The sequence below is a fragment of the Prauserella oleivorans genome (assembly GCF_042685745.1).
GTDB classification, from domain to species: domain Bacteria; phylum Actinomycetota; class Actinomycetes; order Mycobacteriales; family Pseudonocardiaceae; genus Prauserella_A; species Prauserella_A oleivorans.
In genome coordinates this window covers 4,414,936-4,441,222 of record NZ_JBHUNT010000001.1, presented here as the reverse complement: position 1 = coordinate 4,441,222, position 26,287 = coordinate 4,414,936, and the positions used below count along the sequence as shown (strand labels likewise).

The 26,287-nt window shown below is 71.9% G+C and carries 23 protein-coding genes and 1 pseudogene; 12 read left to right on the top strand and 12 right to left on the bottom strand.

The genetic code is table 11. The features are described 5' to 3' along the window. Positions 1-14: 14 nt before the first annotated feature. Positions 15-1,655 (bottom strand): RecQ family ATP-dependent DNA helicase, encoded by a 1,641-nt coding sequence (locus tag ACFSZT_RS21750; RefSeq protein ID WP_377386173.1) that lies wholly within the window; start codon positions 1,653-1,655, stop codon positions 15-17. A gap of 172 nt (positions 1,656-1,827) precedes the next feature. On the opposite strand from ACFSZT_RS21750, the gene fdh reads away from it, so the two are divergent. The 4 genes from fdh (at position 1,828) to ACFSZT_RS21730 (ending at position 7,685) form a co-directional block, all read left to right on the top strand. Then, complete coding sequence (fdh, locus tag ACFSZT_RS21745; RefSeq protein WP_377386170.1) at positions 1,828-5,118, top strand: formate dehydrogenase; 3,291 nt, start codon at positions 1,828-1,830, stop codon at positions 5,116-5,118. Further along, positions 5,115-6,083, top strand: coding sequence for a 4Fe-4S dicluster domain-containing protein (locus tag ACFSZT_RS21740; protein WP_377386167.1), 969 nt, complete (start codon positions 5,115-5,117; stop codon positions 6,081-6,083). Before fdh ends, ACFSZT_RS21740 begins: the two co-directional genes overlap by 4 nt. Next, entirely contained in the window at positions 6,083-7,066 is a 984-nt protein-coding gene (gene nrfD, locus ACFSZT_RS21735) for an NrfD/PsrC family molybdoenzyme membrane anchor subunit (RefSeq protein WP_377386164.1), read from the top strand. The genes ACFSZT_RS21740 and nrfD overlap by 1 nt, the downstream gene beginning before the upstream one ends. Positions 7,067-7,214: 148 nt before the next feature. Further along, a complete protein-coding gene (locus tag ACFSZT_RS21730) occupies positions 7,215-7,685 on the top strand; it encodes a DUF4383 domain-containing protein (protein WP_377386162.1) in 471 nt (156 codons plus the stop codon). A 153-nt stretch (positions 7,686-7,838) separates the two neighbouring features. Here the strand turns inward: ACFSZT_RS21730 and ACFSZT_RS21725 are convergent, their stop codons facing one another. From ACFSZT_RS21725 to ACFSZT_RS21710, 4 genes are all read right to left on the bottom strand, one after another. Then, entirely contained in the window at positions 7,839-8,999 is a 1,161-nt protein-coding gene (locus tag ACFSZT_RS21725) for a hypothetical protein (protein ID WP_377386160.1), read from the bottom strand. Positions 9,000-9,064: 65 nt separating this feature from the next. Then, on the bottom strand, positions 9,065-9,667 hold the full coding sequence (locus ACFSZT_RS21720) for a TetR/AcrR family transcriptional regulator (protein WP_377386157.1): 603 nt from the start codon (positions 9,665-9,667) through the stop codon (positions 9,065-9,067). 39 nt (positions 9,668-9,706) lie between these two features. Continuing rightward, complete coding sequence (locus ACFSZT_RS21715; protein WP_377386150.1) at positions 9,707-12,079, bottom strand: acetyl-CoA acetyltransferase; 2,373 nt, start codon at positions 12,077-12,079, stop codon at positions 9,707-9,709. Continuing rightward, positions 12,076-13,206, bottom strand: coding sequence for an MBL fold metallo-hydrolase (locus tag ACFSZT_RS21710; RefSeq protein ID WP_377386147.1), 1,131 nt, complete (start codon positions 13,204-13,206; stop codon positions 12,076-12,078). Before ACFSZT_RS21710 ends, ACFSZT_RS21715 begins: the two co-directional genes overlap by 4 nt. A 173-nt stretch (positions 13,207-13,379) precedes the next feature. Here ACFSZT_RS21710 and ACFSZT_RS21705 point away from each other — a divergent pair, with 173 nt between their 5' ends. Genes ACFSZT_RS21705 through ACFSZT_RS21695 form a run of 3 tightly spaced genes read left to right on the top strand, consistent with a single transcriptional unit; the run spans position 13,380 to position 14,931 of the window. Next, the gene (locus tag ACFSZT_RS21705; RefSeq protein WP_377386144.1) at positions 13,380-14,006 is read left to right on the top strand and encodes a vitamin K epoxide reductase family protein; all 627 of its coding nucleotides are present in this window, start codon (positions 13,380-13,382) and stop codon (positions 14,004-14,006) included. Continuing rightward, positions 14,006-14,371: a VOC family protein gene (locus tag ACFSZT_RS21700; RefSeq protein WP_377386141.1), complete on the top strand. Its 366-nt coding sequence runs from the start codon at positions 14,006-14,008 to the stop codon at positions 14,369-14,371. Before ACFSZT_RS21705 ends, ACFSZT_RS21700 begins: the two co-directional genes overlap by 1 nt. Positions 14,372-14,373: 2 nt before the next feature. Continuing rightward, the gene (locus ACFSZT_RS21695; protein ID WP_377386874.1) at positions 14,374-14,931 is read left to right on the top strand and encodes a methyltransferase domain-containing protein; all 558 of its coding nucleotides are present in this window, start codon (positions 14,374-14,376) and stop codon (positions 14,929-14,931) included. 130 nt (positions 14,932-15,061) lie between these two features. Here the strand turns inward: ACFSZT_RS21695 and ACFSZT_RS21690 are convergent, their stop codons facing one another. From ACFSZT_RS21690 to ACFSZT_RS21680, 3 genes are all read right to left on the bottom strand, one after another. Then, positions 15,062-15,835, bottom strand: a complete 774-nt coding sequence (locus ACFSZT_RS21690; protein ID WP_377386138.1) for a tyrosine-protein phosphatase — start codon at positions 15,833-15,835, stop codon at positions 15,062-15,064. 50 nt (positions 15,836-15,885) lie between these two features. Beyond that, positions 15,886-17,448, bottom strand: coding sequence for a long-chain-fatty-acid--CoA ligase (locus tag ACFSZT_RS21685; protein WP_377478328.1), 1,563 nt, complete (start codon positions 17,446-17,448; stop codon positions 15,886-15,888). 138 nt (positions 17,449-17,586) lie between these two features. Next, positions 17,587-18,216 (bottom strand): TetR/AcrR family transcriptional regulator, encoded by a 630-nt coding sequence (locus tag ACFSZT_RS21680; protein WP_377386133.1) that lies wholly within the window; start codon positions 18,214-18,216, stop codon positions 17,587-17,589. A gap of 106 nt (positions 18,217-18,322) precedes the next feature. On the opposite strand from ACFSZT_RS21680, the gene ACFSZT_RS21675 reads away from it, so the two are divergent. Together ACFSZT_RS21675 and ACFSZT_RS21670 are read left to right on the top strand one after the other, a co-directional pair. After that, positions 18,323-19,867, top strand: coding sequence for an acyl-CoA synthetase (locus tag ACFSZT_RS21675; RefSeq protein ID WP_377386130.1), 1,545 nt, complete (start codon positions 18,323-18,325; stop codon positions 19,865-19,867). 12 nt (positions 19,868-19,879) lie between these two features. Further along, complete coding sequence (locus ACFSZT_RS21670) at positions 19,880-20,185, top strand: enoyl-CoA hydratase-related protein (protein ID WP_377386128.1); 306 nt, start codon at positions 19,880-19,882, stop codon at positions 20,183-20,185. A gap of 10 nt (positions 20,186-20,195) precedes the next feature. Here the strand turns inward: ACFSZT_RS21670 and ACFSZT_RS21665 are convergent, their stop codons facing one another. The 3 genes and pseudogenes from ACFSZT_RS21665 to ACFSZT_RS21655 form a co-directional block, all read right to left on the bottom strand. Beyond that, positions 20,196-20,969 carry an SDR family NAD(P)-dependent oxidoreductase gene (locus ACFSZT_RS21665; protein WP_377386126.1) on the bottom strand — a complete coding sequence of 258 codons (774 nt, stop codon included), beginning with the start codon at positions 20,967-20,969 and terminating at the stop codon, positions 20,196-20,198. Further along, a complete protein-coding gene (locus tag ACFSZT_RS21660; protein WP_377386871.1) occupies positions 20,966-21,373 on the bottom strand; it encodes an enoyl-CoA hydratase-related protein in 408 nt (135 codons plus the stop codon). The genes ACFSZT_RS21665 and ACFSZT_RS21660 overlap by 4 nt, the downstream gene beginning before the upstream one ends. A gap of 82 nt (positions 21,374-21,455) precedes the next feature. Then, positions 21,456-21,731, bottom strand: a pseudogene (locus tag ACFSZT_RS21655) (enoyl-CoA hydratase-related protein); the annotation flags it as partial. A 236-nt stretch (positions 21,732-21,967) separates the two neighbouring features. On the opposite strand from ACFSZT_RS21655, the gene ACFSZT_RS21650 reads away from it, so the two are divergent. The 3 genes from ACFSZT_RS21650 (at position 21,968) to ACFSZT_RS21640 (ending at position 25,067) form a co-directional block, all read left to right on the top strand. Beyond that, positions 21,968-23,224, top strand: a complete 1,257-nt coding sequence (locus ACFSZT_RS21650; RefSeq protein ID WP_377386123.1) for an acyl-CoA dehydrogenase family protein — start codon at positions 21,968-21,970, stop codon at positions 23,222-23,224. After that, a complete protein-coding gene (locus tag ACFSZT_RS21645; RefSeq protein ID WP_377386120.1) occupies positions 23,221-24,576 on the top strand; it encodes a phosphotransferase family protein in 1,356 nt (451 codons plus the stop codon). The genes ACFSZT_RS21650 and ACFSZT_RS21645 overlap by 4 nt, the downstream gene beginning before the upstream one ends. 77 nt (positions 24,577-24,653) lie before the next feature. After that, on the top strand, positions 24,654-25,067 hold the full coding sequence (locus ACFSZT_RS21640; RefSeq protein ID WP_377386117.1) for a ChaB family protein: 414 nt from the start codon (positions 24,654-24,656) through the stop codon (positions 25,065-25,067). 93 nt (positions 25,068-25,160) lie between these two features. Here the strand turns inward: ACFSZT_RS21640 and ACFSZT_RS21635 are convergent, their stop codons facing one another. After that, positions 25,161-26,267: an FUSC family protein gene (locus tag ACFSZT_RS21635; RefSeq protein ID WP_377386114.1), complete on the bottom strand. Its 1,107-nt coding sequence runs from the start codon at positions 26,265-26,267 to the stop codon at positions 25,161-25,163. Positions 26,268-26,287: the final 20 nt, after the last annotated feature.

Genomic DNA, 26,287 nt, shown 5'->3' with positions numbered 1-26,287 from the left:
TGGCCTCAATCGGCTCACTCGCGGTCGAGCAGCTCACCCTCGCGCACGGCGGGCAACGACAACGTCCGGTATCCCGCGTCGTCGAAGAGGACGGTGAGCCGGTCGGCTTCCTGATTGACCACCACGCCCGGCCCCCAGTCCGGGTGGCGAACGCGCGTGTCCACACCGAACTCGCTGCGCACGGACTCGTCAGGGGCGTGCTCCTCCGCTGTGCCCGCCTCGCAGTTGTCACAGAAGCCGCACGGCCGCGGAAGGTCCTCGCCGAAGTAGCCCAGCAGGAACTGCCTGCGGCACGAGCGCGTCTCGGCGTATTCCCGCACGACCTCGATGCGAGTGCGGTCGAGCTCACGTTGCCGCTCGAACTGCCGGGCCGCGGCCTGCTCCACGTCCTTTCCGGCGACCAGGCTCAGGCCGCCGCCGCGCTCGTAGCGGACGGCGTCGGCTTGCTCGAGCAGGTTGAGGTGCTGCAGTGCGCTGCGCCGCGACTGGTCCACCTCGCCGGCGATGGCACCGGCGCCGGCCTCGCCCTTGTGCTCCTCTACGGCGTCGGCGACCTCGCGCACCTTGCCCTCGTCGAGCGAACGGGCGGTGAGGAACCGCTGGAGCGAGAGGTCCTCGGCGCGGTGGAACAGCACCGCGTCGGCGGGCTCGCCGTCCCGACCGGCCCGGCCGATCTGCTGATAGTAGGAGTCGAGCGACTCGGGCGGCGCGGCGTGCACCACGAACCGGACGTCGGGCTTGTCGATGCCCATGCCGAACGCCGAGGTCGCGACGACGACGTCGGTCTCCCCGGCCATGAACGCGTCCTGCGTGCGCTTGCGCTCGCGCGCGGGCAGGCCCGCGTGGAAGGCCTCGACCCGCAGGCCGGTGGCGCGCAGGTCGTCGGCGTAGTGCTCGGTGTCCTTCCGGGTCGGGGCGTAGACGATGCCGGGTGTGCGCGCCGAGGCCACCCAGTCGACGAGCGCGGCGCGCCGGTCCTCCTCATCGGCGGGCCTGCGCGCGGCGAGGAAGAGGTTCGGCCGGTCGAAGCCGGAGACGATGCACACCGGGTCGCGCAGGCCGAGGTGCTCCACGATGTCCTCGCGCACCGGCCCGCCCGCGGTGGCGGTGAGCGCGAGCACCGGCGGCCGGCCGAGCCGCTCGGCGGCCTGCGCGAGCCGCAGGTAGTCGGGCCGGAAGTCGTGCCCCCACGCCGAGACGCAGTGCGCCTCGTCCACCACGAACAGCGCGGGGTGCGTGTCGGCGAGCTCGGTGAGCGTCTCCTCCTTGGCCAGCTGTTCCGGGGCGAAAAAGAGGTACTCGGCCTCGCCCGACCGGGCCGCCTGCCAGGCCCGGTTCTGCTCGCCGGAGCGTTGTGCCGAGTTCACGGCCACCGCGTCGGGCGCGTCGGCGTCGTCGAGCTGGCCGATCTGGTCGCGCTGGAGCGCGATCAGCGGCGACACGACGACGGCGGGCCCGTCGAGCAGCATCGCCGGCAGCTGGTAGATGGCGGACTTGCCGGAGCCCGTGGGCATCACGGCGAGGACGTCGCGGCCCTCGAGCAGGCCTTCCATGGCGGCGAGCTGGTCGTCGCCGAGGCCGGGCCAGCCGAAGTGGTCGGAGGCGACCCGGCGCAGCCGGTCACGGGTGGTCTCGCGTGGTGTCGAGCTCGGCATGGGCGGGGGATTCCCTCGCGCGAACAGCGTAAACCGGCGGTTTCGATCCACAGTGGACTCCCTGTCCGGCGTGTCGGAACGATCACGCTGCGCTGCCCGCGGCAGGCACTCGGGGTAGGTTTGACGGACAGACGTACGGGGAAAGCCGGGTCGTCCCCGAGGAGGAAGCGCAATGGGTGTGAGCGACTGGATCCGGTCCTGGCCGGTGTATCGCCAGCTCACGGGCGCGGACCGGCTCGGCCGGGGCAAGGCGGCGGCGTCGCGCCGCTCGGAGACGCTCCGGCCGCGGACCACGGACGCCGACCGGGTCGTCAAGTCCGTCTGCCCGTTCTGTGCGGTCGGCTGCTCGCAGAACGTCTACGTCTCCGGTGAGCAGGTCGTGCAGATCGAGGGCAATCCGGACAGCCCGATCTCCCGTGGCCGGCTCTGCCCGAAGGGATCGGCGAGCAAGCAACTGGTCACCGGCAGCCACCGTGCCGAGCGGGTGCTCTACCGCCCGCCCTACGGCACCGAGTGGCAGGAGCTGGACCTCCCCACCGCGATGGACATGGTCGCCGACCGGGTTCTCGACGCCCGGCGCAAGGGCTGGCAGGACACCGACGAGGACGGCAACCCGCTGCGCCGCACGACGGGCATCGCGAGTCTCGGCGGCGCCACGTTGGACAACGAAGAGAACTACCTCATCAAGAAGCTCTTCACGGCCCTCGGCGCGATCCAGATCGAGAACCAGGCCCGTATTTGACACTCCGCCACGGTTCCCGGTCTGGGAGCCTCCTTCGGTCGCGGCGGCGCGACGGACTACCAGCAGGATCTGGTCAACTCCGACTGCATCATCATCATGGGCTCCAACATGGCCGAAGCCCATCCGGTGGGCTTCCAGTGGGTCATGGAGGCCAAGCGGCGCGGGGTGAAGGTCATCCACATCGACCCGCGGTTCACGCGGACCAGCGCGCTCGCCGACCAGCACGTGCCGCTGCGCGCGGGCACGGACATCGCGTTCCTGGGCGGGGTGATCAACTACATCCTGTCCAACGACCTGGACTTCCGGGAGTACGTGCAGGCCTACACGAACGCGCCGTTCCTCGTGGACGAACGGTTCGCCGACACCGAGGACCTGGACGGCCTGTTCAGCGGCTACGACCCGGAGACGGCGTCGTACGACACCGCCACCTGGCAGTACCAGGACGGCACGGTCGAGGAGACGGTGGGCAGGCGTTCGAAGGAGGAGTCGCAGCCCGAGCAGCACGGGTCGGGTGGCCCGAAGCTGGGCATCGCGCCGGGTGAGATCCGGACCGACCCGACGCTGCAGCACCCGCGGTGTGTGTTCCAGATCCTCAAGCGGCACTTCTCCCGGTACACGCCGGAGATGGTCGAGGCGATCTGCGGGGTCCCGGCCGAGCAGTTCCTCGAGGTCTGCCGGGCGTGGACGAGCGCGTCAGGCCGGGACCGCACGGCCGCGCTCGTCTACAGCGTGGGCTGGACGCAGCACACCGTCGGCGCGCAGTTCATCCGCGCGGGTGCCATCATCCAGCTGCTGCTGGGCAATGTCGGCCGGCCCGGCGGCGGGGTGATCGCGTTGCGCGGGCACGCCAGCATCCAGGGGTCCACGGACATCCCGACGCTGTTCAACCTGCTGCCCGGCTACCTGCCCATGCCCGATGTCACGCACCGTGGCATCGACGACTACCTGAGCACGGTGCGCGGCGAGCAGCAGAAGGGGTTCTGGCACAACGCCGACAGCTACCTGGTCTCGCTGCTCAAGGAGTACTGGGGCGAGGCGGCCACGCCGGACAACGAGTTCTGTTTCGACTACCTGCCACGGATCAGCGGCGACCACGGCACCTACCGCACGGTCATGGACATGATCGACGGCGTGGTGTACGGCTACTTCCTGCTCGGGCAGAACCCCGCGGTCGGGTCGGCACACGGCCGGTTGCAGCGGCTCGGCATGGCCAAGCTCGACTGGCTCGTGGTGCGTGACCTCACCATGATCGAGAGCGCCGAGTTCTGGAAGAGCTCGCCCGAGGTCGAGACGGGCGAGATCGTGCCGGAACGCTGCCGGACCGAGGTGTTCTTCTTCCCCGCGGCGTCGCACGTGGAGAAATCGGGCACGTTCACGCAGACCCAGCGCATGCTGCAGTGGCGGGACCAGGCCGTCGAGCCGCGCGGCGACCAGCGGTCGGAGCTGTGGTTCATGTACCACCTGGGCCGGTTGCTGCGCGAGAAGCTCGCCGGGTCGACCGACGAGCGGGACCGTCCGTTGCTCGACCTCGCCTGGGACTACGCCTGCGAGGGCGGCGAGTTCGGTGAACCGTCGGCCGAGGACGTGCTGCGGCACATCAACGGCGTGGACCTGCGCACCGGCAAGGAGCTGAACAACTACCTCGACCTGCGCCCGGACGGCAGCACGTCGTGTGGCTGCTGGATCTACAGTGGAGTGTTCGCCGACGGCGTCAACCAGGCCGCGCGACGCGCGCCGCACACCGAGCAGGGCCCGTACGAGTCGGAGTGGGGCTGGACGTGGCCGATGAACCGGCGCGTGCTGTACAACCGGGCCTCGGCCGATCCGCAGGGCAGGCCATGGAGCGAGCGCAAGAAGCTCGTGTGGTGGGACGCCGAGCGTGGCGAGTGGACCGGCGACGACGTACCGGACTTCCCGGTGTCGACGCCCCCGGGGTTCGAACCGTCGCCCGGGGACGCGGGGCCGGCGGCGCTGGCCGGCAACGATCCGTTCATCATGCAGGCCGACGGCAAGGGCTGGCTGTTCGCGCCCAACGGGGTGGTCGACGGTCCACTGCCGACACACTACGAACCCCACGAGTCACCGGTGCGCAACCTGCTCTACGGCCAGCAGGGCAACCCGGTGCGCAAGGTGTACGGCCGTCCCGACAACCCGTCCAACCCGGCGCCGCCGGAGGCTCACGGCGAGGTGTTCCCGTACGTGCTCACCGCCGCGCGCCTCACCGAGCACCACACGGCGGGCGGGATGAGCAGGCAACTGGCGTACCTGGCGGAGCTGCAGCCCGCGCTGTTCGTGGAGGTCTCGCCCGAGCTCGCCCGGGAGCGCGGCCTCGAGCACCTGGGCTGGGCGCACGTGGTCACCAGCCGGGCTGCCGTGGACGCCCGCGTGCTCGTCACCGACCGCATGGTGCCGCTGCGCGTGCAGGACCATGTGGTGCACCAGGTGTGGCTGCCCTACCACTGGGGCCACGCGGGCCTCGTCGACGGTGACGTCGTGAACGACCTCTTCGGCGTCGCGCTCGACCCGAACGTGTTCATCCAGGAGAGCAAGGTGGCCACGTGCGACATCCGGCCGGGCCGCAGGCCGCGTGGACCGGCCGTGCTCGATTACGTCGAGGGCTACCGGCGGCGGGCCGGCATCACCCGTGAGACGGGCACGCGCATCCTCACCACCGGCACGGACGGCACCGCGCACACCGAGCAGACCAGGGACGACTCATGACGGCGCACGACGAGCGGAACAGCTTCTACGGTCCTCTCGACGACCCGACGGCCGACGCGGGCTACGCCGAGCACCCCCCGCGGGTGGGGTTCTTCACCGACACCTCGGTGTGCATCGGCTGCAAGGCGTGCGAGGTGGCGTGCAAGGAATGGAACCTCGTGCCGGACGACGGATTCGACCTGCTCGGCATGTCGTTCGACAACACCGGAATGCTCGGCGCGAACTCGTGGCGGCACGTGGCGTTCATCGAGCAGCAGCGGCCGCTGGGGCAGCAGGACAGCGGCGTGGCCGGGCAGCCGACCGGCGCCTCGGCCACCGCGCAGGCCACGGAGACCGTGGACCTCGGGCTGCCGTCGTTCGACCTGCCCGGCGCCGGCACGGGGGAAGAGTCCCGCACCGACTTCCGCTGGCTGATGAGCTCCGACGTCTGCAAGCACTGCACCCACGCCGGCTGCCTCGACGTGTGCCCGACGGGTGCGTTGTTCCGCACCGAGTACGGCACGGTCGTGGTGCAGGAGGACATCTGCAACGGCTGCGGCTACTGCGTCTCCGGGTGTCCCTACGGCGTCATCGACCGCCGGGAGGGTGACGGGCGCGCCTGGAAGTGCACCATGTGCTACGACCGGTTGCGCGACGGGCTGGAACCGGCCTGCGCCAAGGCGTGCCCGACCGACTCCATCCAATTCGGACCGCTCGACGAACTGCGCGAGCGCGCCCGGCAGCGGGTCGGCGAGCTGCACGACGCCGGGGTTCCCGAGGCGAGGCTCTACGGCGAGGACCCCAACGACGGCGTCGGCGGCGACGGTGCGTTCTTCCTGCTGCTGGACGAACCCGAGGTGTACGGTCTGCCACCGGACCCGGTGGTGCCGACCCGGGACGCCGGGTCGATGTGGAAACACGCGGGCGTGGCGGCGGCGGCGTTCGCCGCGGCGGCCGTGTCCGTCTTCTTCGGACGGAGTGGGTGATGACCGAGCAGCGTGCCACCCGCGCCCTCGGCGGTGACGGGACCCGCGAGCAGCGGGCCGTGCCGAAGGCGACGTTCCGGTCGTACTACGGCCGTCCGGTGCTCAAACCGCCGGTGTGGGAATGGCTGATCCCCGCGTACCTGTTCACCGGCGGGCTTTCGGCGGGCTGTGCGGAGCTGGCCGCGGGCGCCGATCTGACGGGCAGGCCCACCCTGCGCGCGGCCACGAGGCTCGGCGCGCTGGGCAGTCTCGCCGCGAGCATGTACCTGCTCGTCGCCGACCTCGGCAGGCCCGCACGGTTCCACCACATGCTGCGGGTGGCGAAGCCGAGTTCGCCGATGAGCGTGGGCACGTGGATCCTCGTCGCGTACGGCCCGGGTGCCGGTGCCGCGGCCGTCGCCGAGGTGTTGCCCCGCCGACTGCGCCGCACGCTGCTGGGCAGGATCATCCGCAAGGCCGCGCGCCCGGCCGGGCTGTCCGCGGCGGCCGTGGCGCCCGCCGTCGCCTCCTACACGGCCGTGCTGCTCTCGCACACCGCGGTTCCCGCGTGGAAGGAGGCACACCGCATGCTGCCGTTCGTGTTCACCGGGTCGGCGGCCGCGAGCGGCGGCGGGTTCGGCATGGTGTGCGCGCCCGTGTCCGAGGCCGGCCCGGCGCGCAGGCTCGCCGTGGGCGGCGCGGTGGTGGAGCTCGTCGTGTCGCGTGAGCTCGAGCGACGGCTCGGCCTGATCGGCGAGGCCTACCGCACCGGCAAGGCGCACCGGCTGCGCGCGTGGTCGGAGTACCTGACGCTCGGCGGCGCGCTCGGCACGGTGTTCGCGCGGCGCAGCCGGGCGGTGGCCGCGGTGTCCGGCCTGGCCCTGCTCGCGGGCAGCGCGCTGCAGCGGTTCGGCGTCTTCGAGGCCGGTGTCGAGTCCACCCGGGATCCGAAATACGTCGTCGTGCCGCAGCGCGAGCGCCTGGACCGGGGCGAGCCGGCCTAGCGGCACGGTCCAGGCCGATCGGGACGATCGCGAGGCCGTGCCCCCGGCGCGTCCCGGCAGGCCGGAGCGGGTGAGCGGGGCGTGGTGTGCGCGTTTGCCCGCGCGGCCGCCGGGCACCCTCGCTGCACCAGCGAGGAAGGGGAGTGGCGTGACGGACGCACACGCGGGGACACGCAGGCTGCCCGTGCAACTGTTCGCGGCGCTCGTCGGAGCCGTGTTCGTGGTGGTCGGCGTGGCCGGGTTCATTCCGGGGATCGTCACCGACTACGACCGGATGGCGTTCGCCGGCGCCGGCTCGGAGGCCATGCTGTTCGGCGTCTTCTGCGTGTCGATCCTGCACAACATCGTGCATCTGGTGTTCGGCGCACTCGGACTCGCGGCCTGGCGCAACGCGTCGGCGGCGCGTGGCTACCTCGTGTTCGGCGGCGGGCTCTATCTGCTGCTGGCCGTCTACGGGGCCGCGATCGACCCCGACAGCTGGGCCAACTTCCTGCCCCTCAACCGCGCCGACAACTGGCTGCACTTCGGGCTCGGCATCGGCATGATCGGGCTGGGAGTCCTCGGCACGGCCATCGAGCGTGCGCGCTCCCCGGCGTCCCGGCCCCAGACCGGCGCGTGAGGCCTGGGCCGCGTCGCCGTGTTGCGTTGGCAGCTCGTGTCACCGTGTCTGCCGTTCCCGTCACCGTGTCTGCCGTTCCCGTCGCCGTGTCTGCCGTTCCCGTCACCGTGTGTGCCGTTCCGGTCGCTGCTGCGGCTGGGTGGTCGCCGGCTGCTACGTCGCCGGTCCGGCGTCGCCCTGTCCCGGCGATCGCGCGTGGCGGGTGGCGACGGTGGCGACGGTGGCGACGATGGCGACGGTGGCGACGATGGTGTCCGCGATCTGGCCGGGAGAGCGGGAATCGGTGGGGATCACGTGGGCGTGCCGGGGCCGGAGGGCAGGATCCCGCGCCTCGGCGGCCGACGCGGCGATCGAGGCCGCCAGCTCGCCGTCGCCGAGACCGAGTCGGTGGTCCCCGGCGATGGGCGGGCCGCCGCCGCGGGAACGGGCGGTGAGCCGGCCGGCCAGCGACTCCGGTGAGGCGTCCAGCCAATACATGTCAGCGTGGGCAAGCGCGCCTTGCAGGCGGCGCGCGGTAGGTGGGTCGGCGGTAAGGACAACCGTGTGCACACCTCGCTCCGTCATCGCCGCGGCCACGGATACGGCGTTCGTGGCGCGCAGTCCGGCCAGTTCGGCGGCACGGGGGCGTGGGCCGACGAAGCCCACCTGATGGCTGTCCACATAGCCGACCTTCAAACCATGGCGCGCGAGCTTCCGGAAGAGCTGGAACCCCACGGTCGATACGCCCGATCCACCCGGTCCGGTCACGACGACGGCAGCAGGCATATCGGCATCCCTGGCAGGCCGTGAGACGGCTGGTGTGGCCGCACGGGACTGAACGAGCAGGCGCATCGCCGGTGCGACGAGTCTCCCCGCGACCTCGCACGGGCCGAGGGAGGTCGTGTCCAGCGTGATGTCTGCCCACCCGTGGTCGAGCGACCGCGCGTAGTCGACGGCATCCTGCGCCAGCTCGACGAGCCAGCCACGCCGGTGAATACGCTCGACGATGGCGTCGTCGGAGGCGTGCAGGTGCACCGTGAGGACGTGGTCCAGGTTCCGGCCCGGCAACAGGCGAGCGAGGTGTGCCGGATCGTCAGCCGGCCCCGCCACGATGAGCAGTTGCGCGCCCGCGTCGCGGTATCCGTGCTCGAGCGCCGCCAGGCCGCCTGCCGTGAGCTCCGGCTGGGCCGCCGGTATTCCGTCGGCGAGTCGAAGCTGGTCCGCATCCACGAAGGCTGCCCGGACCGACCTCTCGCCGAGGCTCAGCAGCAGGCGCCAGCCGACGGTCGTCTTGCCGACGCCCGACGTCCCCAGCAGCCACACCGTAGGCAGCATTCCCACACCCTAGGAGACGGTCGCAAGCGGTTATCGCCGTTCGGAGGCTGGTCCCGCCCGTTCCCCTACCTCTGCGCCGGGCCCAGCAGGAAGTCGACGAGCTGGTCGGCGTAGCGGTCGAGCTGGGCGCGCAGGGTGTCCTGGAGATGGGCGGGTGTGGAGAGGATGTGGACGATGACACCGCCGCACAGCGTGTCGAGCAGGAGGGTCACCGAGGTGTCCTCCGGGATGTCGCCGCGGCGGATGCCCCGGCGCACCATGGCACGCGCGGCCTTCACCTGCGCGTCCCGCAGTTCCTCGCAGCGACGGGACAGGCCCGGGATGGTCGGCGCCTCCAGCGTCATCCGCAGCGCGGCCCGGCGGCTGGGGCCGATGTAGAGCTTGAGCAGTTGCCGCGCGAGCGCCACCAGGTCGCCGCGCAACGTTCCCGTGTCGGCGTCCACCACCGGAGCGACGTGCGCGGCGAGGGCGTCGAGCAGTAGCTGCTCCTTGGTCTGCCAGCGCAGGTAGATCGACGCCTTGCCGACACCCGCGAGCCGCGCCACGGACTCGACGCTGAAACCGGCCCAGCCGGCATCCCCGAACAGCTCCACGGCGGCCAGTGCGATGCGGCGATCCACCTCCGGGTCGCGGGGACGACCGGCGGTCGTGCCGCTCCTCGCCGTCATCCGTCACACTCCGCCCTGCTCAGCCGTATCCGGCCGGCGTCACCGATTCCGCCATTGTGGACGCCGCTTCTGCACGAAGGCGGTCACGCCCTCGATCGCATCCTCGCTCACGAGCAGCTCGTCGAGCGCCGTGGTCGGATGGTTCACCACCGCGACGGTGTCGGCGATGCCGCGGGTCTCGGCCATCACCTGCAACGACGCGCGCACCGACGTCGGCGAGCCCTCGAGGATCTCGGCGGCGAGCCGGCGGGCGCCCTCGACGGCCTGCCCGGGGCCGACGACGCGGTTGACGAGCCCGTAGTCCAGTGCCTCCCGCGCCGTGATGCGCCTGCCGGTCAGGATCATCTCGTTCGCGACCGTCGGCGGGACGGTCCTCGGCAGCCGCACCAGACCGCCCGCCGAGGCGATGAGCCCGACCTTGACCTCGCTGAGCGCGAACTGGGCGGTCTCGTCGGCCACGACGAGGTGGCAGGCGAGCGCGATCTCGAGACCGCCGCCCATCGCGTAGCCGTTGACCGCCGCGATGACCGGCTTCGGCAGGTGCTCCCGGTTGGTCAGTCCGGCGAAACCGTTCTTCGGCACCCACGGCAGCTTGCCGGACGCGGTGTAGGCGAGGTCGTTGCCCGCGGAGAACGCCTTCTCGCCGGCACCGGTCAGGATCGCGACCCACAGGTCCGGGTCGGCGAAGTAGGCGTCGAAGATCTCGTCGAGCTCGGCATTGGCCTCCGGGTGCAGGCTGTTGCGCGCCTCGGGCCGGTTGATGGTCACCTCGAGCAGGTGCCCGTCCCGGCGTACCAGTGCGTGCTCGTAGCTCTGCCGCAGCACCGCGGGCCGTGGCGGGAACAACTCGTCCATGCGCTCCCGGCTGACGGTGACGCGGTTGCCGAAACCGAACGAGCGCACGAACACACGCGCGCCGATCGGCTCGCCCGTGCTCAGCAGGTCCAGCATCGCCTCGTCGCCGTCCTCGGTGTTGGCGAGGAACCGCGTACCGTCCGACTCCAGCCTGCCGATGACGATTCCGCGGCGCGTGCCGCTCTTGCGGTACAGCACGGTGTAGGTCTCGATGGTGGCCCAGCCGTCGGCGTGCTCGGTGTGCGCGGTGGCGGGCACGGCGTCGAGCTCGGCCTGCAGCTCGGTGCTGCGATCCGGCCGCCACGGTGCCGGGGTCGTGGAGTAGACGCCGACGGAGTACTTGCTGAGCATCCCGCCGTTCGCGCCCACCAGCGCGTAGGCGCCCGGCCGCGCGCGCAGCAGGTGGACGGCCTCGGCGATGGCGTGCATCGAGTAGTTGTTGCCCGCGCCGCCGAAGAACGGCAGCCCGCCCGTGAGCGTCAGCCCACGTGGGTCGTCGGGGGCGAGGTCGAGCCCGTCGCAGAGCGCGAACACCGCGATCGGAAAGCAGCTGTAGAGATCGACCGCCGACACGTCGTCGAGGTCGATCCCGGCGACCTCCAGCGCGTGCCGGGTGGCGGCGACCGCTGCGGGGTAGGCGCTGAGGTCGTCCCGGTCGAGCAGGCCGCGTTCGCGCAGATCGGCGTGACCGTGCAGGAACACCCAGCGCTCCTGCGGGATCCCGAGCCGCTGGGCAGCACCCACCGACGTCAGCACCACCGCCGCGCCCTGGTTGACCTTCTCCCGGGCCACCACGTAACGCGGATACGGGTCGGTGACGAGGCGATTGGCGTCGGTGGGCGTGGTGAGCTCCTCGGCGGTGCGTTCGACCGGGGCCGCCGAGTGCGGATTGCGCGCGGCGACGGTGGTGAACGGCGCGAACAGTTCTCCCATCGCCGCGGCGTATTCCTCCCGCGACATCTTCAACCGCGCCCGGCGCGCGTTCTCGAACAGCGAGTACTGGCCGGCGGGCTCCACCAGGCCGTGCATCAGCATGTGCCGCGTGGCCAGGCCCCGCAGGCCGAGGCCGCGATCCTCCAGGCTGCCCTCGGCATGTTCGGTGAAGTCGGGCTTGTCCTCGGCGCCGGCCAGGTGCTGGGCGGTGGAGATCGCCTCGGAGCCGAACAGCAGCGCGACCTCGCAGCCACCGTCGGCGATCGTGGCGGCGAACTCGTTCACGAGGTGCTGCGGCCCCTGTCCGCCGACGACCTCCAGCACGGCCCGCCGCGGGTTCGCCCCGACGCGGCCCGCCACGGAGCGGGGGTAGTTGTCGGAGCGGCCCAGCGGTGCGAACGCGCCGGGGGTGGAGATCTCGAACTGGCGCACTCCGGCCACGGTGTCGACGGCGGCGGCCACGGCGTCCGGGTCGGCGCCGGTGTCGGCCAGCGCCACGCGCACGGCCTCCGCGGCCAGCTCGACGGCCGAGAGCCGCCGGTAGCCGGGATCCTCGATGCGCTCGCTCGCCTGGCCGACGCCGACGAGGACCGGGGTCCGGGGATCGAGATCGGGTGCGGTCACGGGCTGCTCCTCGTCGTGGCGGAGACGGTGTCTCGGCCGGCGGGCCGGACCCGGACGCCCTCGGCGCCCTCCGGGTCGTGCCAGACCAGCCGTCCCTGGCGGACCAGGTGGTCGATGTGGGCCTCGGTCTCGGCGAGGGCCCCGATGCGCATGTGCCCGATCTCGGCCCACGGCCGCGACCAGCGCAGGTTCATCGCGATCTGCCACGGCGAGGCCTCGCCGAGGTCCGCCACGACGGCGAGCAGCTCGCGGCAGCGTTCCTCGTGGTGCTCACGCAGCATGCGCGTGCGGCCGGCGAGGCCGCGGAACCGGTACTCGTGGGCGGGCAGCGCGTCGTGATCGTCGTAGTCGCCGATGCGCTCCAGCGAGCGCAGGAAGTCGCCGAGCGGCGAACCCACGGCGCCCGGATAGAGCCCGATGTTCGGCGTGATGCGGGGCAGCACGTGGTCGCCGGTGAGCAGCAGGCCCGCGTCGACGTCCCGCAGGCACAGGTGCCCCGGGGTGTGCCCGGGGGTCCACACGGCACGCAGCGTGCGGCCGCGCAGCGGCACGAGGTCCCCATCCTCCAACAGCACGTCGGGTTCGGCCATGACGTAGCCGTCGGGGCCGAGGCGCTCCTCGTCGAACGGCCCGCCGAGCGCGGCCGCGTCCTGCTCGGGCACGCCGCGTTGCCGTAGCCAGGCCGACATGGTGGAGGCCGTTCCGGCGTTATGCTGGGCGGCGAGCCGCTGCGGCAGGGTGTCGCGTTCGGCCGGGTGCATCGCGATCCACGCGCCGGACTCCTCGCGCAATCTGCCCGAGAGGCCGTGGTGGTCGGGATGGACGTGCGTGGCCACGATGCCGACGACGTCGCGAGGGGCCGCCCCGGCCTCCGCGAGGCCGGCCACCAGCGTGTCCCAGCCGTCGCCCGAATCCCAGCCCGGGTCCACGACCACCAGCCCGTCATCACCAGGCACCACGTAGCACAACGTGTAGCGGAGCGGGTTGTCCGGGATCGGTACCGGGATCGACCAGAGCCCGCTGGGAAGACGCTCGACGGGTGGCAGCGTGCGCGCGTCCCACGCGGCCTTCTGGGCGGTGCCGAGCACGGTGAAACCCGTCGCTGCCTCGGCGGGGTCGGCTGCCATGAGTCACCGGCTTCCTAGACGGTCCTCGTCTGTAAACGCCTCGAACATAACCCGGGCCGGCTCGCCACCTCAACGAGCGCTGGATCACGTTCGATCGGAGTAGCCCCGTCGCGCCGCGCCGTCCGGGCTGCGTAACGTCGAGGGGGACGGATGGACGAAAGGGGATCCGGCCGATGTCCGTACCGGTCGCCGACCACGACGTGGACACCGGCGTTCCGGCGCGCCTGCGCACGGTGGTGGGCTGGGTGCTCGCCGTCGGCGGGCTGCTCGGCGCCGCGGCGGCGTTCGTGCTGACCATCGAACGGATCGCGCTGCTGCGCGATCCGTTCTACCAGCCCAGCTGCAGCATCGACGCGACGCTGTCGTGCACGTCGGTGATGCAGAGCGAGCAGGCCGCGGCCTTCGGCTTCCCGAACCCCCTGCTCGGCCTGGCCGCGTTTCCGGTGGTGGCCACGATCGGTGTCGCGCTGCTCGCGGGTGCCCGGCTGCCACGCTGGTTCTGGCTGGGGCTGCAGGCCGGCACGGTGTTCGGCGTCGGGTTCGTCCACTGGCTCATCGCGCAGAGCCTCTACGAGATCGGCGCGCTCTGCCCGTACTGCCTCGTCGTGTGGGCGGTGACCATCCCGATCTTCTGGTACACGACCGTGCACAACCTCGCCGCGGGCCATCTGGCCGGCGGCCGCGAACTCGGTGCGACGCTCGCGCGGCGCCACGTGGCGCCCCTGCTGTTCTGGCTACTGCTCATCGTCATCCTGGTGGTGCAGCGGTTCTGGCCGTACTGGGCGGGACTGCTCGGCTGATGCGCCGCCTGGACTACGTCATCTGGTACGTGGCGTCGCTCGAGCGATCCGTCGCGTTCTACCGGGACGTACTCGGGCTCGGCGTCCGTGTCGAGGGCGACGGCTACGTCGAGTTCGACCTGGAGAACGTGAAGCTCGCGCTGTTCGACCGGGCGAAACTGCCGGAGCTCATCGGCGGGCGCGAGGGCAGGGCGCCGTGCGGCGAGATCGGGTTCCGGGTCGACGACGTCGACGCCGAGGCCGCCCGGCTGCGCGCGGCCGGTGTGGAGATCCTGAGTGGTCCGGTGGACCGGCCGTGGCGCGAACGGACCCTGCATGTCGCCGACCCGGACGGCAACGTCGTCGAATTCGCGCAGCGACTGTGACCATGCCCGGCCACCCCGACCGGCTGCGCTGGAACGCGCGCTACGCCGGCAGCGTCCCCACCTTCACGCCGCACCCGCTCGTGGCCCGCGCTCTGGCCGCCGGCCTGCCCGACGGACCGGTGCTCGAGCTGGCATGCGGCCGGTCGGGCAGTGCTCTCGAACTGGCGGCCGCGGGGCGGCGGGTGGTCGCCGTGGACGTCTCGGATGTCGCGCTCGGCCAGCTCGCGGCCGAGGCGCATCGGCGCGGTCTCGCCGCGGTCATCACGTGCGTGCAGGCCGATGCGGGGGAGTGCCGGCCCCAGCCGGGCGGGTACGCGCTGGTGCTGGCCACCCGGTTCTGGGACGAGCACGTCTTCGACGCGGGCGCGCGGGCGGTGTCGCCCGGCGGCCTGCTGGCCTGGGAGGCGCTGGCCCAGGGTGAGGACCCGCGCCCGTACCACGTGCCGCACGGCGAGCTCGCCCACCGGCTGCCCCCCGGATACACGGTGGTCGCCGAGGACCTCGCCGTCGCGGGTGCGCGCCGCACGACGTGGCTGTTGGCCCGGGCACCGGCGCCGTAGTGCCGGCCGCGCGACGCGAACGGCGGACACGCTGACGCGGGCGGCCGACACGCTGACGCGAACGGCGGACACGCTGACGCGGGCTGCGGACACGGTGACGCGGACGCCCGCTCGCGCGGTCCGGGTCCGGCTACGCGCGCAGCTTGTCGCGGAGCCGGGCCGCGTCGTCGGCGCCGAAGCCGTGGGTGCCGAGGTAGTCGAGCACGCCGCCGTAGTGCTGGTCGACCTGGTCGAGGAAGCGGGCCATGGACTCGGCCCGGGGCGTGTGGTGGTCCAGGGGCACGCGGTCGATGTCCTCGGCATAGGTCGCCGAGGCTCGCAACCGCCGCAGGATCGCCTCGATCCGCTCGGCCGTCGCCGCGTAGTCCCGCACGATGGCCTCCCGCTCGGCGCCTGCCACGGTCAGCGCGAACGCCACCACCACGCCGGTGCGGTCCTTGCCCGCGGCGCAGTGCACGAGCGCGGGCCCGGGCGAGGTGGTGATCGCCCGCAACGCCCCGACGATGCTGTCCGGCCGGTGCGCGACGAAGCCCAGGTAGCTCGACACGGTGTGGTCGCCGTGGTCGCCGTTCTCCCGGCGCCCGTTGCGTTCCCGGCCGCGCGTCAGCAGGGCGTCCGGGCGGGCCTCGTCGCCTTCCGGCAGCAGCGAGTGGTGCACGTGCCGGATGTGCGCGTACTTGCGCAGCGGGGCAGGCCCTTCCGCTTCGATCTCCTTGGCGGTGCGCAGGTCGACCACTGTGCTCAGGCCGACCGTGCCGACGAGGTAGTCGAGGTCGCGGCGCGAGAGGTCCTGGAGGTTGTCGGCGCGCAGTAGCTGGTTACGGGCCGTCGTGCCGCCGTCTGTGGTCGGAATGCCTCCGACATCGCGGATGTTCACGGCACCTTCGAGCTCGATCCACAGCACCCGGCCAGTCTCTCAGAAACCGGGCTCGCGACCGGCTCGCGCGTCGTACCTCACACCGGCTCGACCGGGAGCCGGCCCGCGGCGCGGTCGGCGCGCAGGTCGGTCTTGAGCACCTTGCCGCTCGGGTTGCGCGGCAACGCGGGCACGATCGCCATCCGCCGCGGCCGCTTGTACCGCGCGAGCCGTTCGGTGCACCACGCTTCGAGCTCTTCTCCCGTGGGCGGGTCCGCGGGGTCGCGCGGGGCGATGACGGCGAGCGGGGTCTCGCCCCACTTCTCGTCCGGCATGCCGATCAGCGCCACCTCGCCGATCTTCGGGTGCCCGGCGAGCACGTCCTCGACCTCGGCGCAGTAGATGTTCTCGCCGCCCGAGATGATCATGTCCTTCTTGCGGTCGACGACGTAGAGGTAGCCGTCCTCGTCCTCGCGGACGAGGTCGCCGGAGTGGAACCAGCCGCCCCGGAACGCCTCCGCGGTCTCGGCGGGTTTGTTCCAGTACTCCTTCATCACCATCGGGCTGCGGTAGACGATCTCGCCGACCTCACCGCGCGGCACGTCGTTCATGTCGTCGTCGACCACTCGCACCTCGACGTTGAGCATGGGCTTGCCGACCGAGCCGATCTTGCGCAGCGAGTCCTCCCCGCGCAGCAAGGTCGTGACCGGGCTGCACTCCGTCTGGCCGAAGGCGGTGCTGAGCTCGGCCTGGGGGAACGTCTCGATGATCGTGCGCAGCAACGTGGTCGATGCGGGAGCGGCGCCCCAGGAGATCTTGCGCAGGCACGAGAGGTCACGCTTGTCGATGTCGGGAACCGACACGATCGCCTGCCACTGCGCGGGTACGAGGAACACCGACGACACGCGTTCGCGCTCGAAGGTGTCGAGCATGGCCACCGGATCGAACTGGCCGGACGGGGCCAGCACGGTGCGGCCGCCGAGCAGCAGGGTGGGCAGCATGCCGGACAGCCCGGCGATGTGGAACAGCGGCGCCGCGGCCATCCACACCCGGTCCTCGTGCGTGACCCCGAGCGTCGCCATGTTGCTGAAGGCATGCATGACAAGGTTGAAGTGCGTCAGCACCGCGCCCTTCGGCCTGCCCGTGGTGCCCGAGGTGTACATGATGAACGCCGGGTCGTGCTCGTCGACGGCGATCTCGTCGAACTCGGGTGCGGCCTCGGCGAGCGCGTGTTCGTAGTCGACGGCCCCGGCGCCCGCCGTGGCGGCGTCGCCACCGAACACGAGGCACACGGGATCCGTGCCCGCCTGCTCGCGGGCCTTCGCCAGGGCAGGGGCGAGCGGGGCCTGCACGACGACAGCGGCCGCGCCGCTGTCGGAGAGCACGTAGGCGATCTCGTCGGCGACGAGGCGGAAGTTCACCGGCACGCAGATGGCGCCCAGCCGCGTCGAGGCGAAGTACGCCTCCACGACCTCGAGGGTGTTGAGGCCGAGAACGGCGATCCGGTCACCGGGGCCGATGCCGCGCGAGCGCAGTGTGTTGGCGAGCCTGCTGACCCGCTCGTCGAGCTCCCGGTAGGTGCGGGTGGTGCCCTCGAAGACGAAGGCGACGTCGTCGCCGATCGTGCGGGCGTGCCGGGCGAGCTGGTCGCCCATGGTCATGCCCCGGCCGAGCATTCTGGGGATCGCGGGGGCGGCGGGTGACGCTACGGACATCGTTGACCTCGGTCATCCTCGGGAGAGTGATCCGCATCATGCTCACCCGGGCACGTCCATCCGGTCAACCCTGACCGTTAGTTGTCATTCGCCGAACAACACGGTGCGGGCGATGGACTTCCACAGGGCGATATGACGATCCGTCGCGGGCGGTCGGGCGTCGAACGCGTAGGGCAGCGCGGCGCCGCGCATGCTCGTGAACAGCAACTCGCGCAGCTCGCCGTAGCGCGGGTGGGCGCGCACCGCCGGGCCCCAGATCCGATCGGCGACGTCGTAGATGGCCTCGCGCAACGCCCGTTCGGCCGGCCGCAGTGCCGCGGCGAGCGGCGGATGGGTGCGGGCGGCCGTCCAGAGTTCCACGGCGGCCCAGAAATGCGGCTCGTGGAAGGTGGCCCACAGCAGCTCGATGCAGCGGTCGACGCGGTCCGGCCCTTCCGGTTCGCCGGTCAGCGCGGCGGCCACGCGCGCCTCCGTCTCCCGCAGCCGCCGCGCCGCGAGGTGCTGGGCCGCGGCGACGAGCAGGCCGTCGCGAGACGGGAAGTGGTGCAGCAGCCTGCCGCGCGACACGCCCGCCTTCGCCTGGATGGCGAGGGTCGAGGCGCCCGCGTAGCCGTGTTCGATCAGGCAGTCGACCGCCGCGTCGAGAATCAGCACGCGGCTGTCCGCGCTGCGCTCCTCCCGGCTGCGCGGCGCTGCGTGCGCGGGACGGGCCATCGGATCAGCGTAGCGAGCGGCAGACTGGAGAAACAGTCGGCATTGACTGCCGTGCCGTGCTCGGTGCAGGCTCGGCAAGGACGCCGCCGGTTCGAGGAGGAACCGTATGTATCCGGGTACGCACGCTGCCACCCAGCCGGACAAGCCCGCCGTGATCATGGCGGGCTCGGGCGATCGGCTGACCTACGGCGAACTCGAGGAGCGCTCGGCCCGACTGGCGAATGCCTTACGCGCCAAGGGATTCACCAAGGGTGACACCGTCGCGCTGCTCACCGACAACTCCGTGCGCGCCTACGAGGTCTACTGGGCGGCGGTGCGCTCGGGCCTGTACATCGCGGCGGTCAACAGCCACCTGTCACCGCCCGAGGTCGCCTACATCGTCGAGGATTCCGGCGCCAAGGCGCTCGTCGTCTCCGCCGCGCTCGACGAGCTGGCACGCGAGGTCGCCGAACTGGTGTCCGGCGTGCCGGTGAAGCTCGCCTACGGCGGCCCGGTGCCGGGTTACGACGACTACGACGCCGCGCTCGCCGGGGCATCCGCCGAGGTGCCGGACGACCAACCCGCCGGCGCCGACATGCTCTACTCCTCGGGGACGACGGGCAGGCCGAAGGGTATCCGGGTCTCGTTGCCGGAACGGCAGATCGACGAGCCCGGCGACCTGCTCCGGCCGTTGCTGGAAGCCATGTACGGCTTCGATTCCGGCATCACCTACCTCTCCCCGGCACCGGTCTACCACGCGGCGCCGCTGCGGTTCGGCGCCTGCGTGCACGCCGTGGGCGGCACGCTTGTGATGATGGAGCGTTTCGAGCCCGAGGCCGCGTTGCGCGCCATCGAGACCTACCGGGTCACGCACAGCCAGTGGGTGCCGACGATGTTCGTCCGGATGCTCAAGCTGCCCGACGAGGTCCGCAGCCGGTACGACCTGTCGAGCCATCGGGTCGCCGTGCACGCGGCGGCGCCGTGTCCGGTGGAGGTCAAGCGGGCGATGATGGACTGGTGGGGCCCGATCCTCTACGAGTACTACAGCTCCACCGAGGGTGCGGGCATGACCTTCATCTCGCCGCAGGAGTGGCTCGACAAACCGGGTTCGGTCGGCCGGGCCGGGCTGGGCGTCATCCACGTCTGTGACGACGAGGGCCGGGAGCTGTCTGCCGGCGAGATCGGCACCGTCTACTTCGAACGCGAGGAGGTGCCGTTCACCTACCACAACGCGCCCGAGAAGACGCGCGACGCGCAGCATCCCGACCATCCCACGTGGGCGACCAACGGCGACGTCGGCTATGTGGACTCCGACGGCTACCTCTTCCTCACCGACCGCAAGGCCTTCATGATCATCTCCGGCGGCGTGAACATCTACCCGCAGGAGGTGGAGGACGTCCTCACGCTGCATCCGGCGGTGTACGACGTGGCGGTGATCGGCATCCCCGACCCGGAGATGGGGGAGCAGGTCAAGGCGGTCGTCCAACCGGCGTCCGGTGTGGACCCGGGTCCGGAGCTCGAGGCCGAACTGCTGCACTACGTCCGCGATCGCATCGCCCACTACAAGGCGCCGCGCAGTGTCGATTTCGTCGACGAGCTGCCGCGCACGCCCACGGGCAAGCTCGTCAAGCACAAGCTCAAGCAGCGCTACACCGCGGCCGCCAGCCACTGACGGCCGGGTGAGATGGTCGACGCGGAGGAGGCTGCGCGGCTCGGCCTCGTCACGTGGGTCAAGCCGCCGGAGGAGCTGGACGCCTTCGTCGCCGGCGTCGCCGCACAGCTGGCCGCCGGGCCGCCGGTCGCGCTGGCACAGACCAAGGCGCTGCTCAACGAGGGCGCCGACGCGACCCTGCGCGAGGCCCTGGAGAACGAGGCCCGCGCCCAGAGCATCAACTTCGCGACCGAGGACGTGCCCGCCGCCTTCGATGCCTTCCGCACCCGTACCGAACCGGCCTACACCGGTGGCTGGGGTGGCCCCGAGCTGGCGTAGTCCAGCGGTGTCAGAACGACAGGTAGCCGCCGTCGACCGTGATGCAGTCGGCGGTGTGGAAGGCGCTCGCCGGGCTCGCCAGGTACACCGCCAGGGCGCCGAAGTCGTCCGGATGGCCCCAGCGGCCCACGGGCATCCGGGGCAGGACCTTGCGCTGGAACCCCTCGGACTCCAGCGCGGGGTCCGCCATCGGCGTGCTGACCCAGCCCGGCAGCACGGCGTTCGCGCGGATGCCGTGCCGGGCCAGTTCCACGGCGATGCCCTTCACCAGCGAGATGATCGCGCCTTTCGACGCCGCGTAGGCGTGCCCGCGCGGCTGCCCCTGCACGGCCGCCAGACTCGACGTGGCGACCAGGCTGCCGCCCTCGCCCCGCTCGAGCATGTGCCGGGCCGCCTCACGCAGGGTCACGAACGCACCGTCCACATTGATCCGCATGACGCGGTGGAACTCGTCCAGCCCGGTGTCCACGAATCGGGTGGGCACTCCGGGCACGCCCGCGTTGGCGAAGCAGGAGTCGATCCGTCCGAAGTGCTCGGCCGTGCGCGTCATGGCGGCACACACCTGGTCCTCGTCGCCGACGTCGCAGCGCAGCGCGAGCACGGTGCCGCCGTGCCGTTGCAGGTGTCGCCGCGCTTCGGCGTTGCGGTCGGCGTTGGTGCCCCACACGCACACACCCGCCCCTGCGGCCGCCAGCGCGTCCGCCATGGCAAGTCCGATCCCGGAGTTGCCGCCGGTGACCACGCTGACGTGGCCGGTGAGGTCGAACGGGTTGTCCGTCGTCATGCCGTGCTCCTACTGCTCGCCGGGGCGGGGTCGCGGTAGGCCGGGGTGCGCGAGTCCAGATTGGCTCGCACCGCCTCGACCTGGTTCGGGCTGCCGATCAGATCCCGGATCGCGGTCTGTTCGGCGGCGAACCCGTCGGCCACGCCCATCCGGCCCGCCAGCTCCAGCAGCCTCTTGGCGTGCCGGACGGCGTGCGGGTTCTTTCCGGTGATCTCCCGGACCAGGCTCAGCGCCGTGTCGAGCGGATCGGTCTCGGTCCGCGTGGCCAGTCCGAGCCGGGCGGCCTCGGTACCGTCGATGACACGTCCGGTGTAGGTGAGTTCCTTGGCGACATCCCGGCCGACCAATTCGGGCAGCAGCTGCGTGCCCGTCATGTCCGGCACGAGTCCCCAGCGGATCTCCATCACCGACAGCTGGGTGTCCGGGGGCCACGAGCCGGATGTCGGAGCCGAGCATGAGCTGGAGGTCGCCGCCGAACGCGTAGCCGTGCACGGCCGCGATCACCGGCACGGGCACCTCGGCCCACACATACGCGGCGCGTCGACCACGCGCCTGGGCGGGTCCGGGGCAACCCGGGTCGCGGCGTCCCAGGTCCGCGTGCTCGGCGCCGCCCACCATCGCCCGGAACATGCCGACATCCAGTCCGGAGCAGAACGCCCGGCCATTGCCCGACAGCACCACCGCGCGCACCGACGTGTCGTCGCGCAACCGCTCGCCGGTGCGCACGAGCGCGTCGAACATCGGCGGGTCGAGCGCGTTCATCTTGTCCGGACGGTCCAGCCGCACGTCGGCCACGCCGTCCCGCACGGTGCACGACACGCGATGGTCGGGTGGCTCGGTCACGGTGTCTCCCCTCGCGGCTGCCGATGTCTTGCCGTGCCGTGGTTTTGGCTCGTAAGCTCCACCAACGTCCGTTCGCGATCCTGCCTCACGCGGGTGGTGCCGGACAAGATCGACGAGATCACCGCCGCCGACGTCGCCGCGCGGAAAGGAGCGTCATGGATTTCGAGTTGCCCGCTGAATTGCACCGGCTGCTGGCGGAGCTCGACGAGTTCATCGACGCCGAGATCACTCCGCTGGAGCACCAGAACGACAACGAACGCTTCTTCGACCACCGCCGCGAGTTCGCCCGTACCGACATCGCCCGCGGCGGCATCCCGAATCCGGAATGGGAGGAACTGCTCGAGGAGATGTTCCGGCGCGCCGACCGCGCGGGCTGGCTGCGGTACGGCCTGCCAAAGGAGGTCGGCGGCAGCGGCGGGTCCAATCTCGACATGGCCGTCATCCGCGAACACCTGGCCGCCAAAGGCCTCGGCCTGCACAACGACCTGCAGAACGAGGCGTCGGTGGTGGGCAATTTCCCGCTCGTGCACATGTTCCTCGAGTTCGGTACCGCCGAGCAGCGGGAGGAATTTCTCGAACCCATGCTGACCCGCGCCAAGCGGGTCGCGTTCGGGCTCACCGAACCCGGTCACGGCAGCGACGCGACGTGGCTGGAGACCACCGCCGTCCAGGACGGGTCCGACTGGATCCTCAATGGACAGAAGCGGTTCAACACCGGGCTGCACACCGCCACGCACGACGTGATCTTCGCGCGGACGTCGGGCGATGCCGGATCAGCCAGGGGCATCACGGCGTTCATCGTCCCCACGGACGCGCCTGGGTTCTCCGTCGACTTCCACTGGTGGACCCTCAATATGCCCACCGACCACGCCGAGGTCAGCCTGCGCGACGTCCGGGTGCCCGCGACCGCGGTGCTCGGCGAGGTCGGCGAAGGCCTGGCGCTCGCGCAGCATTTCGTGCACGAGAACCGCATCCGCCAGGCGGCCTCCGGCGTGGGTGCCGCTCAGTACTGCATCGACCGCAGCGTCGACTACGCGCGCGAGCGCGTGGCGTTCGGCCGGCCGCTGGCCGACCGGCAGGCGATCCAATGGCCGCTGGTGGAACTGCACACCGAGGCCGAACTCGTCCGCACGCTCGTGCGCAAGACCGCCTGGGAGCTGGACCGGGCGCCCGCCCTGCGGATCAGCGACAAGGTGTCCATGTGCAACTACCGCGCCAACCGGCTCGTCTGCGATGCCGCAGACCGCGCGATGCAGGTCCACGGCGGCCTCGGCTACACCCGGCACACGCCGTTCGAGCACATCTACCGGCACCACCGCCGCTACCGGATCACCGAGGGGTCGGAGGAGATCCAGATGCGCAAGGTAGCCGGTTACCTGTTCGGCTTCGCCGGCCCGCGCAAGCGCGCATGACCGCCGACGAGCTCGCCACGCGGCTCTCCGCCCGGTTGACGAAGCTGTGGCGGACGGAGACCACCGTCGGCGGGTTGCGCAGGCTCTCCGGCGGCGCGAGCCGGGAGACATGGGTGTTCGAAGCCACCCCGCAGGACGGCGAGCCGGTGCGGCTGGTCCTGCGCCGGGACCCGCCCGCCCAGGCCGATCCCGCGACGGTGGCCCGGGAGGCGGCGGTACTGCCGGCGGCGCGGGCACAGGGCGTGCCGGTGCCGGAGCTCGTCGACCACACCCTCGACGCGGCCGTGCTCGGCGCGCCCTACCTGATCACGGCGCACGTCGACGGCGAGACGATTCCCCGCAAGTTGCTGCGGGAACAGCGCTACGACGCCGTGCGCAGCTCCCTGGCGGGCGAGCTCGGCCGGGTGCTCGCCCGCATCCACCGCATCCCGCTCGCCGACGTGCCCGAGCTGCCCGCACCCGACCCGCTCGACTGGCTCACCGAGCACTACGACGAGCTGGGCGAACCGCTGCCGCCCGTCGAGATCGCCCTGCACTGGCTCCGGCGGCACCGGCCCGATCCCGCCGGCGACACGGTGGTGCACGGCGACTTCCGCAACGGCAACCTCATCGTCGCCCCTGACGGCCTGCGCGCCGTGCTGGACTGGGAACTCCTGCACCGCGGCGACCCGATGGAGGATCTCGGCTGGCTGTGTGTCAAGGCGTGGCGCTTCGGCACGGCCCAGCCGGTCGGCGGCTTCGGTGGGCGGGAGGAGCTGCTCGACGGGTACGCCGAGGTCGCAGGCGTGCGGCCGGACCCCGGCGCGCTGCACTGGTGGGAGGTGTACGGCACGGCCAAGTGGGCGGTCGTCTGCCGGATGCAGGCCGAGCGGCATCTCGGCGGGCGCACCCGGTCGGTGGAACTGGCCGCCGTCGGCAGGCGGGTCTGCGAGCAGGAACACGATCTGCTGCTCGCGCTCGGAATGCCCCCGGAACGGCCCGAACCCGAGGACCCGACCCCGCCGCCCGACTTGCACGGCAGGCCGACGGCCGGGGAGCTGATCGAGGCGGTCCGCGAGTTCCTCGCCGAGCACGTGGTCGAGGGCACCGACGGCGTCCTCGCCTACCACGCCCGCGTGGCGGCCAACGCGCTCGGGATCGTCGAGCGCGAACTCGCCGCGGGAGCGGCGCAGCAACGGCGGCACGACCGCCGCCTCGCCGCGCTCGGGGTCTCCGGACAGCGGGAGTTCGCGGCGGCCTTGCGCAGCGGCTCGCTCGACCCGCTCGGCGAGGACGTGCTCGACGCCATTCGCCGCGACGTCGCCGACCGGCTCGCCGTCGCCAACCCGCGGTACTTCGACCAGCCGGCGTGAGCCTCCCACCAGCGGGTGACGTTTGAGACGCGTGCGACCGGGCAAACCTCCAGGGCGCGACCGCAAGGAGGTTGGCGATGCCTGGACGCAAGGAGCTGCCGGATACGCTGCAGCGCTCGCCGCGGAAGGCGCAGCGCACGTGGATCAAGGCGCACGACTCCGCCGTGGAGACCTACGGCGAGGGACGGCGCGCCCACCAGACGGCGTTCGCCGCCCTGAAGCACACCTACGAGAAGGTCGGCGACCGCTGGAAGCCGAAGCAGGGCCGCGGGCCCTCGGACGAACAGGCCAAGGGCGGCGCCGGCCAGAAGCAGAAGAAGACCCAGGGCGGAGTGGACGCCTCCGCCAGCAAACAGCACCTGTACGAGCGGGCCAGGGAGCTCGCCATCAAGGGCCGGTCGACGATGAGCAAGTCGGAACTGGTGCAGGCGCTGAAGAAGGCCAGCGGCCGCCGGACCGCACAGGCACGCAAGGGCAGGAAGAAGAAGTAGGACCGTAGCGCTCCACCGGCGAGGGGACCGTGTGGGCGCGCACCAACGGGGCCGTCGGCGCAGGGGGCCGGCGGCCCCGCTGCATGCTCCCGATCAGTGCGCCCCGAGTTCCCGCAGCGACCGCCGGGCCGGGATCAGCAGCCCGGCCAGTCCGAGCGCCGGACCGAACGCCTCGCCCGGTGCGGTGAGGACCCGGTCGTCGAGTTCGTCGAGGAGACGGCGGGCGCTCGCCAGCGCCTCGCCGACGTCGTCGTCGGAGGCGTCGGCGTCGGCGCGCAACCGCACCACGGTCGCGAGGCTGTCGAGCAGGTCGGCGAACCGCTCACGCGACTCGGCGGTGGGCCCGGGCGTGAACCGCCCGGTCTCGACGCCCGCGTGCAGCGCGTCCGCCATGGTCTGCAGGTACGGCGCCGCGGCCCGGAGCCCGGCCAGGGAGAACCGGTAGTCACTGGGCGGTGTGCGCCGTCGCGGCATCCGCCCCCGGATGTTGAGCCGGCGGCTCTCCCGGCTCCAGCTCACCGCCTGCTCGGCCTCCGTGACGAGACCGGTGAGGTCGTAGGAGCGCCGGACCCACTCGCCGGCAGGGCCGGCGATGTCGTTGTGGCGCAACCCGTTCGCCATCGCGGCGATGAGCTCGGCCATCTCCGCGGCGAGCCGCTCGGTCGCCCGGCGGGCCCCGTCGGCGTACACCGGCGGGAAGAGCGCGGCGTTGACGACCGTGCCGATCGCCACGCCGAGCGCACCCTCTGCCAGCCGGGCCAGGAGCAGGGCCTCGTGCGTGGCCTGCCCGTAGGTGACGATCACCAGAGCCGTGATGCCGACCCACGGGCCCGCGTCGCCGAGCCGGCGCCACTGCCCGAGCAGCAGGCCCGCCGCCACGGCCACGGCGAGAGCGAGCGTGAGTGAGGGGATCAGGTGCCCGACCGCCGCGGCCACCGTGACCGCGCCGACCATCGCCCCGAACTGCTGCGCGGCGTACCGCACGGACCGGTAGACCGTGGCCTCGACCACGAACACCGCCGCATACGGCGCCAGGAACGGCTGCGGCAGCGCCAGGACGTCCGCGGCGACGACCCACGCGATCACGGCCGCGAGGGCCGCCTTGAGGATCTGCAGCACCGCGGCCCGTTCGGGTCCGTTGCGTAACAGCGCGCGCCCGCCCCAGGCGACCGGCGCGGCAAGCGATTGCCGGAAGTGCACGGGTGCCGAGCTACCCGTGC

Bases quoted from the DNA above. Each gene is read 5' to 3' on its own strand.
- ACFSZT_RS21750 (WP_377386173.1), bottom strand. From the start codon at position 1,655: ATGCCGAGCTCGACACCACGCGAGACCACCCGTGACCGGCTGCGCCGG.
- ACFSZT_RS21740 (WP_377386167.1), top strand. From the start codon at position 5,115: ATGACGGCGCACGACGAGCGGAACAGCTTCTACGGTCCTCTCGACGAC.
- nrfD (WP_377386164.1), top strand. From the start codon at position 6,083: ATGACCGAGCAGCGTGCCACCCGCGCCCTCGGCGGTGACGGGACCCGC.
- ACFSZT_RS21725 (WP_377386160.1), bottom strand. From the start codon at position 8,999: ATGCTGCCTACGGTGTGGCTGCTGGGGACGTCGGGCGTCGGCAAGACG.
- ACFSZT_RS21720 (WP_377386157.1), bottom strand. From the start codon at position 9,667: ATGACGGCGAGGAGCGGCACGACCGCCGGTCGTCCCCGCGACCCGGAG.
- ACFSZT_RS21710 (WP_377386147.1), bottom strand. From the start codon at position 13,206: ATGGCAGCCGACCCCGCCGAGGCAGCGACGGGTTTCACCGTGCTCGGC.
- ACFSZT_RS21705 (WP_377386144.1), top strand. From the start codon at position 13,380: ATGTCCGTACCGGTCGCCGACCACGACGTGGACACCGGCGTTCCGGCG.
- ACFSZT_RS21700 (WP_377386141.1), top strand. From the start codon at position 14,006: ATGCGCCGCCTGGACTACGTCATCTGGTACGTGGCGTCGCTCGAGCGA.
- ACFSZT_RS21695 (WP_377386874.1), top strand. From the start codon at position 14,374: ATGCCCGGCCACCCCGACCGGCTGCGCTGGAACGCGCGCTACGCCGGC.
- ACFSZT_RS21685 (WP_377478328.1), bottom strand. From the start codon at position 17,448: ATGACCATGGGCGACCAGCTCGCCCGGCACGCCCGCACGATCGGCGAC.
- ACFSZT_RS21680 (WP_377386133.1), bottom strand. From the start codon at position 18,216: ATGGCCCGTCCCGCGCACGCAGCGCCGCGCAGCCGGGAGGAGCGCAGC.
- ACFSZT_RS21675 (WP_377386130.1), top strand. From the start codon at position 18,323: ATGTATCCGGGTACGCACGCTGCCACCCAGCCGGACAAGCCCGCCGTG.
- ACFSZT_RS21670 (WP_377386128.1), top strand. From the start codon at position 19,880: ATGGTCGACGCGGAGGAGGCTGCGCGGCTCGGCCTCGTCACGTGGGTC.
- ACFSZT_RS21665 (WP_377386126.1), bottom strand. From the start codon at position 20,969: ATGACGACGGACAACCCGTTCGACCTCACCGGCCACGTCAGCGTGGTC.
- ACFSZT_RS21660 (WP_377386871.1), bottom strand. From the start codon at position 21,373: ATGGAGATCCGCTGGGGACTCGTGCCGGACATGACGGGCACGCAGCTG.
- ACFSZT_RS21650 (WP_377386123.1), top strand. From the start codon at position 21,968: ATGGATTTCGAGTTGCCCGCTGAATTGCACCGGCTGCTGGCGGAGCTC.
- ACFSZT_RS21645 (WP_377386120.1), top strand. From the start codon at position 23,221: ATGACCGCCGACGAGCTCGCCACGCGGCTCTCCGCCCGGTTGACGAAG.
- ACFSZT_RS21640 (WP_377386117.1), top strand. From the start codon at position 24,654: ATGCCTGGACGCAAGGAGCTGCCGGATACGCTGCAGCGCTCGCCGCGG.